Source organism: uncultured Bacteroides sp. (assembly GCF_910578895.1).
Lineage (GTDB): Bacteria > Bacteroidota > Bacteroidia > Bacteroidales > Bacteroidaceae > Bacteroides.
Window position 1 is genome coordinate 1 of the sequence record NZ_CAJTSC010000082.1, and the last position, 9,884, is coordinate 9,884.

12 protein-coding genes and 1 tRNA gene are annotated in these 9,884 nt (G+C 41.8%); 5 read left to right on the plus strand and 8 right to left on the minus strand.

Going from position 1 to position 9,884, the window contains the following annotated elements; translation table 11 throughout:
- Nucleotides 1–34 precede the first annotated feature (34 nt).
- From QZ327_RS13605 to yihA, 5 genes are all read right to left on the minus strand, one after another.
- Nucleotides 35–763 (minus strand): hypothetical protein, encoded by a 729-nt coding sequence (locus QZ327_RS13605; RefSeq protein WP_294620169.1) that lies wholly within the window; start codon nt 761–763, stop codon nt 35–37.
- Between the two features lie 3 nt (nt 764–766).
- Nucleotides 767–1,426, minus strand: coding sequence for a hypothetical protein (locus tag QZ327_RS13610; RefSeq protein ID WP_294620171.1), 660 nt, complete (start codon nt 1,424–1,426; stop codon nt 767–769).
- 18 nt (nt 1,427–1,444) lie between these two features.
- The gene (locus tag QZ327_RS13615; protein ID WP_294620173.1) at nt 1,445–2,143 is read right to left on the minus strand and encodes a hypothetical protein; all 699 of its coding nucleotides are present in this window, start codon (nt 2,141–2,143) and stop codon (nt 1,445–1,447) included.
- 404 nt (nt 2,144–2,547) lie between these two features.
- Nucleotides 2,548–3,144 (minus strand): DUF4923 family protein, encoded by a 597-nt coding sequence (locus QZ327_RS13620; RefSeq protein ID WP_294620175.1) that lies wholly within the window; start codon nt 3,142–3,144, stop codon nt 2,548–2,550.
- Nucleotides 3,145–3,159: 15 nt separating this feature from the next.
- Nucleotides 3,160–3,768: a ribosome biogenesis GTP-binding protein YihA/YsxC gene (gene yihA, locus QZ327_RS13625; RefSeq protein WP_294620177.1), complete on the minus strand. Its 609-nt coding sequence runs from the start codon at nt 3,766–3,768 to the stop codon at nt 3,160–3,162.
- A 115-nt stretch (nt 3,769–3,883) separates the two neighbouring features.
- On the opposite strand from yihA, the gene recR reads away from it, so the two are divergent.
- The 3 genes from recR to QZ327_RS13640 are packed head-to-tail and all read left to right on the plus strand — an operon-like array spanning nt 3,884 to nt 5,531.
- A complete protein-coding gene (gene recR / locus QZ327_RS13630; protein WP_294620179.1) occupies nt 3,884–4,501 on the plus strand; it encodes a recombination mediator RecR in 618 nt (205 codons plus the stop codon).
- A 21-nt stretch (nt 4,502–4,522) separates the two neighbouring features.
- Entirely contained in the window at nt 4,523–4,972 is a 450-nt protein-coding gene (locus QZ327_RS13635) for a hypothetical protein (protein ID WP_294620181.1), read from the plus strand.
- 1 nt (nt 4,973) lies between these two features.
- Nucleotides 4,974–5,531, plus strand: a complete 558-nt coding sequence (locus QZ327_RS13640; protein ID WP_294620183.1) for a GNAT family N-acetyltransferase — start codon at nt 4,974–4,976, stop codon at nt 5,529–5,531.
- 19 nt (nt 5,532–5,550) lie between these two features.
- Here QZ327_RS13640 and QZ327_RS13645 read toward each other — a convergent pair whose 3' ends face one another.
- The gene (locus tag QZ327_RS13645; protein WP_294620185.1) at nt 5,551–6,144 is read right to left on the minus strand and encodes a YqgE/AlgH family protein; all 594 of its coding nucleotides are present in this window, start codon (nt 6,142–6,144) and stop codon (nt 5,551–5,553) included.
- A 141-nt stretch (nt 6,145–6,285) separates the two neighbouring features.
- The gene (locus QZ327_RS13650) at nt 6,286–7,602 is read right to left on the minus strand and encodes a pyridoxal phosphate-dependent aminotransferase (protein ID WP_294620187.1); all 1,317 of its coding nucleotides are present in this window, start codon (nt 7,600–7,602) and stop codon (nt 6,286–6,288) included.
- A 164-nt stretch (nt 7,603–7,766) separates the two neighbouring features.
- Between QZ327_RS13650 and QZ327_RS13655 the strand changes: the two genes are divergently transcribed.
- Nucleotides 7,767–7,840 (plus strand) — tRNA-Asp (locus QZ327_RS13655).
- 243 nt (nt 7,841–8,083) lie between these two features.
- Complete coding sequence (locus tag QZ327_RS13660; protein ID WP_176468249.1) at nt 8,084–9,307, plus strand: site-specific integrase; 1,224 nt, start codon at nt 8,084–8,086, stop codon at nt 9,305–9,307.
- Nucleotides 9,308–9,315: 8 nt separating this feature from the next.
- On the opposite strand, the gene QZ327_RS13665 is transcribed toward QZ327_RS13660, so the two are convergent.
- Nucleotides 9,316–9,884 (minus strand): reverse transcriptase family protein (locus QZ327_RS13665; RefSeq protein ID WP_294620190.1); only part of this gene is annotated, 569 nt, incomplete at its 5' end.

A 9,884-nucleotide genomic window follows, 5' to 3' on the forward strand; every position in this document is an offset into this window, starting at 1 on the left:
TTTTTGTGTTTTGCAGGATAAAACTTTGTGGACATTAATTGATTTCTAAATTTTGATTGTTTCGTGAATGCTTGCTTTCTTCCATTTCTATTTGCCAGTTTCCATCTTCACTCTTTTTAATGAATAAAAAGATATCGAAGATTTCTTCATGGTCTTCTGAGTATCTCCTCTGTTTTAATATACATTTTGTATAGTTATCTTCTAATTCTTCGTGAGAAATTAAAACAGAATGTTGCTTATATGGTTGTTCTGCAGATAAGGCTTGTATTTTTGTGATGTAATCATCTTTTAAAAACTCCTTTCCGTCTATTTTTATATAATCCATGTATAGTGTTTTCAAGAGACTCCAATTTTTACCGTTATACGTTTTATCCCATTGTTTGATCAATGATTGGTATGTATCGGCAGATGGCAGAGGGGGAGTGTCATAAGATATCTTTTCTTTTTCATAGCTCTCTCTTCTTTGTGTAGTAGTTGTCTTTTGACTTTCACTGGTTATATGTGAAATGTTCATTTCTTTTTTAGGCAATGTTTCTGTTTGGTTTTCTCTGAAAAGAGAATAGACAATGAAGGAACTGAAACCGGCACATATAAAAGCACGTGACAGGGCATATGCGAAACGGTCGTTGGCTAAATCCCAATTACTTTTGTGATATTTGTCTTTTCGCGATACAACGTTCGGGAAGAAGGACCAAGCTATGCGGAAGGCTATGTATCCAATGAATATACAAATGCCGTATAGTATGTACTCTAAAGCTTCCATTTCTTATTTTCCATTTTGTATTTGTTCTACAATGCCCATTATAATGATTGCATTTGGAGTGTGCAAATGGATGGGGGAACCTTCATTACGCCTTACGGCAGACAGTATTTCTCCACTGCAATCTAAATTCATTTTCAGAATATTCTTTATGGGTAATGCTCTATGCGCATCTCCTTCAAACCATTCTACGTTATTATTGAAAATATATAGTTTACCATCCTTTCCATTGGATAAGTCATAATAGTCATTATTATCCTTGTCCTTTTTCTTCTTTATGATAGTGATGGGACAAGTATAGTAACACGGTCTTCCGTTGGCTATCGGTTCTTTTATTGGGGAAGGGATAATGGTTGAATGTTCTATTTTGCTGATAATCATCCGGAGTAGATATAGTTTGAGTGTATTACTTTCTTTCATCACTTCCTGTACTATTTTCTCTAATTCTTTAGTCCCGTTTGCGTTTGTTAATTCGGCAGCAGTTCTTTCAATGCTGTATTCAGCACTTTTTTTACTAAGATAATAGATGGTAAGACGTAAGCCGAACGCAATGAAGCAACAGGTGGTTAACGAACTGTTTGAATATTCCGTAAAGTAGGTAATAATAGGAATTGACAAAATCAAATACCAAATAAAGCCAATTCCGGGATGCTTGTATTTTTCCATTTTTATTGTGTTGGATGATTAAATATTCAGTTTCTGCATTTCTTCTTTCAGATACATTGCAATACCTCCCCAGTCGTCATAACTGATTTTACCGGATGGATGCGGTATCCCATATATAGGTATTCCGTTCCACATTCCTTTTGTAACGGAATGTTTGGCAGGCGCTCCTCCATATATTGTCGGAGTGATTGTTTGTACTTGTTGGAATTGGAATTTGCTGTCCAGTAGTTTGAAGCAGTCGGGGATGGAAAAGCATACCACGCATTTAGGCTTGAACACTTCGTGAATGACTTCGGCTGTATAATATACGCAGGTATCAATGTGAAAACTGCTATCGGGTAGTGCCTTGAATTGCCGGATGTCGTGACTTCCCCAATAAATGATATTCATAAAAACAAAATTACCGTCTGTCACCGGGTTTAGGTAATTTGTCCATTTGAACGCTTCATACGGTTTATACCACACTTTCCAAAGATTGGTGTAGCGTTCTTTGTAGAAAGAGGGGTTTCCCATGTAGAAACGTTCCTTGTTTACACCGTAAAAGCCGTCCTCTTCGTGTGCGTTGTAGCCGAGGAAGACTACATCGGGTGATTTGTCTAATACAGGTTTGGATTGGAATGCGCTACTTGTACAATTTATTTTAGGACCGTGTTTCTCTAAGTAAAGACAGACTTTGTCTACCCATTGCGAATATTTTTTCTCTTGGTAGATTTCCATAGTATTACAAATTAATATTCTATTCCTCAGCTACCACAGGAATGTTTATATAAAAGAGAAGCGTGGAACTGCGTGCCATCCATTGTCCTTGAAGGCCCTGAGAATGCCCAGCATACAAAATGAATAGACAGCAGACCCGCGCTGATGCAACGTAGGAACCGACTATGTCATTCTTGTATGCTTTTGAAAGTTTCTCAGGTTCTCAAAGACAAGAATGAAGCACAACGCTTCTTGCAATTATTTTCCACTAAAATGAAGCGCATCGTTATGCGTCTTCGCTACAAAGGTATGGATGTTTTTTTTGAAAATGAAATATTACTAAAGTGTTTATAAATAAAAAGAAAGGAGAGGATACCTTATCGGTTCCTCTCCCGTTATTGCCTGTCTTGTTTGATTATAGGCCTTTATTCTTTTTTCAAGGCGAATCCCAGCATCATGCCGTCGTAGCTGTTTGCCAGCGAACCGATGGTTTTCAGTGTGCTGTTACTGCTCTTGCTGGAAATCAGGGCAACCAGCTTTAACAATTTATCCGAGTTGAACAGCAAATCCATATTGGTGGATGTGCAGTTTACTTTGGCATTGAGCGGGATGAGCTTCATGAATTTCAGGCTTGCCTGTTGTGTAGAAGCATCGTAGGAGTACGTTCCTTTCAGACTTTTGGCGCCTACTTTGGCTGTGAAAGTGCTGTCTGCATTGAACGTGAAAGACATTTGTCCTTCTTTGATGCCTACTTTTGCCAGTTGCTCGTTCAGTTTGTTTTCGGCAGCATTGGCAGCTACCGAACCGCCTGCTTTTTGCAGTAGGTTGTCCGATTCGAATTCAATGGCAGAACCCGTATAAGTCCATGTTCCTACCATGCTGGCGATACTTTTGCCGGTTACGGCATTTACTACTTTTTCGATATTCTCTTTGTTGAATAAATCTTTCAGAGATTGTGCCCGGCTGCTGGAAGCCATTAGCAATGCGGCAACGAATATGTGCCAAAAGAGTAATCTTTTCATGCTGGTTATGATAATTTATGATTTGGAATTAATATCCTTATTGACTTGCCCGATGTATCCTAAAAGGTCTTCACGCCCCATGCGGTTTTCGGAGGATGTGATGAAATAGGGGGGGAGTTCCTCCCATTGTTCGCGCAGTTGCTCCAGGTAGCGGCGGATATTACTGTTTAGCCTGCCGCCCTTCAGCTTGTCGGCTTTGGTGAAAACGATGGCAAAGGGCACTCCGTTTTCGCCCAGCCATTCTATGAAAGCAAGGTCGATGGCCTGCGGTTCGTGCCGGCTGTCGATGAGGACGAAGAGATTGGTCATCTGCTCACGTTGCAGGATGTAGGTTTCTATGATGCGTTGAATCTGTTCCTGCCCTTTCTGTCCGCGCTTGGCATAACCATAGCCCGGAAGGTCGACGAGATACCAGTTCTTGTTAATGAGGAAATGGTTGATGAGCATGGTCTTTCCCGGAGTGGCGGATGTCATGGCAAGCCCTTTGCGTCCTGTCAGCATATTGATAAGGCTGGATTTTCCAACGTTGGAACGTCCGATGAAAGCGTATTCGGGAAATGTTCCGCCGGGGCATTTGGTTACGTCTGTATTGCTAATGACGAATTCGGCGCTTGTTATCTCCATTTTGTAGTCTGTTTTTAATTTGTTTCTTCTTGCAAAGGTAGCACTTATTTCAAAAAATTTCGTCCAGAATGCGGATTTCTCTCTATCTTTGTCCGCCAATAGGAGAATTTTAAAGATGAATGGACAATTTCCCTCGACATTACTGGAAAAAGCGGTAAATGAATTTGCCAAATTGCCGGGCGTGGGCCGGAAGACGGCAATGCGGCTGGTGCTTCATCTGCTGCGGCAGGATACGGCGGTGGTAGAAGCTTTCGGCAATGCTGTCATTACGTTGAAGCATGAAGTGAAGTATTGCAAGGTGTGTCATAATATCTCGGATACGGAGACGTGCCGTATCTGTTCCAATCCCCAGCGCGATGCTTCCGTTGTCTGTGTGGTGGAAAACATACGCGATGTGATGGCAGTGGAAGCGACGCAGCAATTCCGCGGATTGTATCATGTGCTGGGTGGGGTGATTTCGCCGATGGACGGGATAGGTCCCGGCGATTTGGAAATAGAGAGCCTGGTGCGGCGAGTGGAGGCAGGGGGTATCAAGGAAGTGGTTTTTGCCCTCAGTACTACGATGGAGGGGGATACGACCAACTTTTATATTTACCGTAAATTGGAGAAACTGGGAGTGAAGCTGTCTGTGATAGCGCGTGGCATCTCTGTGGGAGACGAACTGGAATATGCGGACGAGGTGACATTGGGGCGCAGTATTGTCAACCGTACTCCGTTCACCGGAACAGTGTGATATAACGTTAAAACCTGATACATGGAAGAAAAGATAAAGCGGGCTGCATTCCGCGTGAAGATGCTGTTTGTATATTTTTGTATGTTGCCCGTATTCCTCGTGGCGTTTGGTGAGACGGATGGAGAATGGGTGGGTGCCTATGCGGGAGAAGTACGTGCCACATATTTTGCAGAGACTGTCACGATTTTGCTTACCGCCGTATTGGTACCTGTTTCCCTGAAGCTTTTTTCATGGGTGCTGATTAGGAAAATAGATGCTGTTGCCATTACAGAGGCGTTACGTCTGTATGTGGTGTGGAGTGGGATACGTTTGGCATTGCTTGCCGTGCCGGTGCTGATGGGATTTCTTACTTATTATATTATGATGAGCAGCAAAGGAGTGTTATGCGCTTTGATAGCTTTGACTGCGTCCTTGTTCTGTCTGCCGGGCGAAAATCGTCTGCGTAAGGAACTGCATATAGATAAAGAATAAAATGAAACCTTCTTATTTTGTAAGTGAGCGTGTACGGCTTCGGGCTATGGAACCGGAGGATTTGGAGGTAATGTACACTATGGAGAATGACCCGCAGACATGGGATGTCACAAACTTTTCAGTGCCGTATTCCAAGTATGTGTTGAAGCAATATATTGAAAATTCCCAATGCGATATGTTTGCCGATCGCCAGCTTCGCATGATGATAGTACGTTGTGAGGATAATGCCGTGGTGGGTACTATTGATATTACGGACTTCGCGCCGATGCACTTTCGCGGCGAGGTAGGGATTGCGGTACGGAAGGAGTGCCAGGGGCAGGGATATGCTTCCGATGCCTTGAGACTTCTGTGTGATTATGTCTTTGGTTTTCTGTTTTTGAAACAACTTATCGTCCATGTTGCCGCTGATAATGAAGTGAGCCTGCGCTTGTTCGGTTCTTGCGGCTTTGTGCAGTGCGGGTTGCTGAAGGAGTGGTGGCGTGTGGGTGGAAAGTTCAAGGATGTCGTGCTGATGCAGCGTATTCGTCCGGAAAAGGGAGTGGCATCATGTAAAGAGTGAACGGATTAACCGCTTTCCTTCAGTTCAAGGTGGGAATTTGCGGAAAGCGTGACCATATCTCATATTTTCCGCCAAGTTTGCCCAACGTATCTTTCCATAGGTTACTATCGGTCCTTTCATCCATGAGCGAGGGCATGTCTGCTTTGTCCACTAACCAAGTATTCTCTTGGATTTCCTGATGCAGTTGTCCGGACTCCCATCCGGAGTAGCCGAGGAAGAAACGTATTTTCCCTTTGACTGAGTTTCCTTCCGCTATAAATCGTTTGACGGCAGCGAAATCGCCGTTCAGGTAAAAACCGTTGGCTATCGGGAGTGAGTCTGCTATGTGCTCTAATGTATGCAGATAGAAGAGGGTGTCGGTACTGAGCGGACCGCCTTTGTAGATAGGAATATTTTCCCGGCAGTCTATTTCGCTTAACACATCATTCAAAAACAAAGGCAGCGGTTTGTTCATTACTAGTCCCATTGTTCCATCCCGGGTGTGGTCTATCAGCAGAATGACGGAACGCCCGAATATATGGTCGCACAAAAAAGGTTCGGCTATAAGAACCTTTCCGCGTGCGGGGATTATATGGTTGGTTTCTATTTTGAATATGTCTGTATCGGTATACATGCCCCTAAGTTAATTGTTTTTCAAGAAAAGAACAATTACCTGCTTCTTTATTTTACAGGAAAAGTGTCTTTCTGGAGATTTTTAGGGGTTTACTGCCGGTATCTTATCGAATAAGATACCGGCAGGGGCAGGTTATAAGGTTTATTGTATGGGATGATTTTCCGCAAAGATAGCCATACGCTCATCCAACTGTGCGTATTGATGATCTTGGATGAACGAAGTGCAGGCACGTAATCCTTCCTGATGGCTTCCGGTGGTTACTAACGAAATGGCACTTACTCCGTAATACATCAGCTCTTTGGCGAGTTCGCCGCTACTCATACCCGGATAGCCGATGGTGAAATAGAATCCATCCGCTACGGGCTCTCCGAGGTCATTATCATACACCAGACGGAAACCGTGACGCAGGAAAATCTCTTTCAACCGCCGTGCACGCTCTCCGTACACCTTTACCTCGTCCAAAAAGTTATATTTGCCTTCATTGGCAGCTTTCAGCATGGCGGCAAGTGCATATTGTGCCGAGTGGCTGGTGCCGGAGGAAAGTGCGTATAAGACTCGGTGAATAAATACTGTGCCGAATGTGCCGCCGCCGTAGCGTTGTGTCAGTCCCGGATATGTCCGATGGTAAAGTTTGTCCGAGATACAACTTACTCCGATACGTTGCCCTGCATAGCTGAATGCTTTGGAACCGGAAATGAGCAATACATAATGATCGGTGTAATGGGCTACGGAAGGCTGGTAAGGTGCCTGGAAGGGCTTGCTTAAGTCTTGGCGGAAATCCATGGCAAAATAGGCGAGGTCTTCCAAAACGATTACATCGTATTGAGTGGCAAGTTCGCCGATAATGCGGAGTTCCTCCTCTTTCAGGCATATCCAGCTGGGATTGTTAGGGTTGGAGTAAACAATGGCGGAGATATTGCCTTTTTTGAGGTAGCTTTCCAGTTTTTCTTTTAGTTTGCTTCCGCGATAATCGTACACATCAAAAGTCTCATACTTTTGTCCCATTACCACCAACTGTTGTTTTTGTACGGGGAAACCGGGGTCGATAAACAGGATTGTGTCTTTTTTCTCGTCGCACTGGCTGCATGTAAGAAAAGAGGCGAAAGTTCCTTGCATGGATCCCGTTACTGGTACGCACCCTTCCGGTGCCACATCTATGTTGATGAACGCTTTGATGAAGCGGGATGCTTCTTCTTTCAGTGCCGGTAAGCCGTTGATGTCCGGATACAGGCTTGCTATCCCTTTCTGTAAGGATTCGATTTCTGCTTTTACACCTACAGCAGAGGGCGGCAGTCCGGGAACACCCATTTCCATTTTTATAAATTCTACGCCTGAAGCCGCTTCTGCTTTGGCGGCGATAGCTTTTACTTCACGGATAGTGGCTTTTGCAAAGTCTGCAATATGAAAATCTTCGATAGTTTCATCGATTAATTTACGTTCAATAGGAGTATTTTTCATGATTTCTATTTTTTTTGTCTATGCAAAGGTAACATAAATCTCTTATAATCAACCAATGTTAAAAAAAAGATGATTTTTTTTCTTTCAAGCTATTGCAGGTTTAAAAAAAATGCCTACCTTTGCAACCGCAATCGAGAGAGATAGCAATGATAAAATGAAATCATGGTGCGTTAGTTCAGTTGGTTAGAATACATGCCTGTCACGCATGGGGTCACGGGTTCGAGTCCCGTACGCACCGCGAAAGCAAATAGCAAATTAAAGCAAAGCTCTGAAATTCAAGGATTTCAGAGCTTTTTCTTTTTCCTCACATTGGCAAAGAATAGCGGTTTAAAGTAGTTCTCACGTGGCTTATTCGTGGGACTTTTTGAAAGTCGATTTTGCTCCCACGAATTGACGCATTTGTCTTTGATTGTCAGTGTTTTGCGTAGCTGGTTTTTGAGCGTAACAAATTAATTTTGTACCACTTAAAAATCAAAGAATTATGGGAGCAGTGAAAAGAAACACACTAAGCGTATTGTTCATCATTAAGAAATCAAAACTTCTGAAAAACGGTGAAGCTCCTGTTTGTATGCGCATCACCGTAAACAGACGAGTAGCCGAAGTTATGATTAAACGGAGTATTCCTGTAGACTTGTGGAATCAGAAAAAGGAATGTTCCAAAGGAAAAGACCGTGTAGCCACCGAACTAAACCACTATATCAATACGGTTCGTGCCAAAGTATTGCAGATACACCGTAAACTGGAAATAGACAACAAATCGATAACAGCCGATATAATAAAGGATTGTTTCTACGGACGGGATAAGGTACAGCGCAGCTTGCTGGAAGTGTATGCAGAGCATAACGAAAAATGTCGTGCCCTGATTGGCAAAGAATATACGGAAAGCACAGTTACCAAGTTTGATACTTCCATAAACCGCCTGAAAGAATATATTCGCAGTAATTACCACCGTGATGATATAATGTTGGCAGAACTGGATGGACAGTTTATCCGTGACTTTGATTTTTGGCTGAAAACGGACAAGCATTGCCAAAATAACTCCGCATTGAAACATTTGAAGAACTTGAAAAAGGTTATCCGCATTGCTTTAGCTAACGATTGGATAAAGAAAGACCCGTTTTACGGCATCCACTTCAAGCAGGATGAAGTAAATGTAGAGTTTCTTTCACGTGAAGAACTGGATATTCTGATGAACAAAGAATTTACTATCAAACGATTGGAGCAGGTAAGAGATGTTTTTGTTTTTTGTTGTTTTACCGCGCTCGCTTTCGTGGATGTGCAGCAATTAAGCCGTGAACACCTGATAAAAGACAATAACGGTGCTTTGTGGATACGCAAGGCACGACAGAAAACTAATCAGATGTGTAATGTTCCCGTCTTATCTATTCCTCAAAGGATATTGAGAAAATATGAAGATAATGCAGAGTGCATAAAAAAAGGAGTACTTTTGCCTGTAATCAGTAATCAGCGCATGAATGCCTATCTAAAGGAAATCGCTGATTTATGCGGCATTACCAAACGCTTAACTACACATGTGGCACGCCATACTGCGGCTACCATCGTTTTCCTTGCCAATGATGTATCAATGGAAAATGTATCTAAGATTTTGGGACATTCCAATATAAGAATGACACAGCATTATGCAAAGGTTTTAGATAGCTCCATTATGCGTGATATGGTGAATGTGGAGAAGAATTTTAAATAGAAAAAGAATTATGCTTGCTTTATTCTTTGACGATACATAGTTAGTCCTTTTATCTTTAAGAATGCTTGTTCATTGTTTTGAACGTCCGCCTTGATTCGCTTTATTCTTTTATTATATGATTGTGGTATTTTAAGTTTATTGTTTTGACATATTACACCAGTAACTATTGGATTTTTTGTTTTATAAAAAGTTTTAGAATGACTAATTCTATATCCTGAAGTAGTTATAATAGATAATATTTCAGGGATTTTTTTATGGAAATCTATAGAAGAAGACATTGTTATATCATCAACAAATATTGAAAATTTAATATTATTCTCTTTTGCTAATGCCTGTATTCTATCGCCAACAGGCTTGAATACCAAATTAGCTATTAATGTTGATGTTGGAACACCTTGTGGAACTTGATAATTATGTGTAGTAAGTTTAGTTAAAGTTCTTGCAATTTCAGGGGTGCATCCTAATTTTAAAAACATATAAAACACCATTTTATGATTAATGGAAGGAAAAAATGATTTCAAGTCTGTAGTAAATACATATTTATTACCTTGATGATATTTAGCGTTAAGAATATTAT

What these genes read in the sequence shown, in the direction of transcription:
- QZ327_RS13620 (WP_294620175.1), bottom strand. Translation starts at nt 3,144, where the DNA reads ATGAAAAGATTACTCTTTTGGCACATATTCGTTGCCGCATTGCTAATG.
- QZ327_RS13615 (WP_294620173.1), bottom strand. Translation starts at nt 2,143, where the DNA reads ATGGAAATCTACCAAGAGAAAAAATATTCGCAATGGGTAGACAAAGTC.
- QZ327_RS13650 (WP_294620187.1), bottom strand. Translation starts at nt 7,602, where the DNA reads ATGAAAAATACTCCTATTGAACGTAAATTAATCGATGAAACTATCGAA.
- QZ327_RS13610 (WP_294620171.1), bottom strand. Translation starts at nt 1,426, where the DNA reads ATGGAAAAATACAAGCATCCCGGAATTGGCTTTATTTGGTATTTGATT.
- QZ327_RS13605 (WP_294620169.1), bottom strand. Translation starts at nt 763, where the DNA reads ATGGAAGCTTTAGAGTACATACTATACGGCATTTGTATATTCATTGGA.
- QZ327_RS13645 (WP_294620185.1), bottom strand. Translation starts at nt 6,144, where the DNA reads ATGTATACCGATACAGACATATTCAAAATAGAAACCAACCATATAATC.
- QZ327_RS13635 (WP_294620181.1), top strand. Translation starts at nt 4,523, where the DNA reads ATGGAAGAAAAGATAAAGCGGGCTGCATTCCGCGTGAAGATGCTGTTT.
- QZ327_RS13660 (WP_176468249.1), top strand. Translation starts at nt 8,084, where the DNA reads ATGGGAGCAGTGAAAAGAAACACACTAAGCGTATTGTTCATCATTAAG.
- recR (WP_294620179.1), top strand. Translation starts at nt 3,884, where the DNA reads ATGAATGGACAATTTCCCTCGACATTACTGGAAAAAGCGGTAAATGAA.
- QZ327_RS13640 (WP_294620183.1), top strand. Translation starts at nt 4,974, where the DNA reads ATGAAACCTTCTTATTTTGTAAGTGAGCGTGTACGGCTTCGGGCTATG.
- yihA (WP_294620177.1), bottom strand. Translation starts at nt 3,768, where the DNA reads ATGGAGATAACAAGCGCCGAATTCGTCATTAGCAATACAGACGTAACC.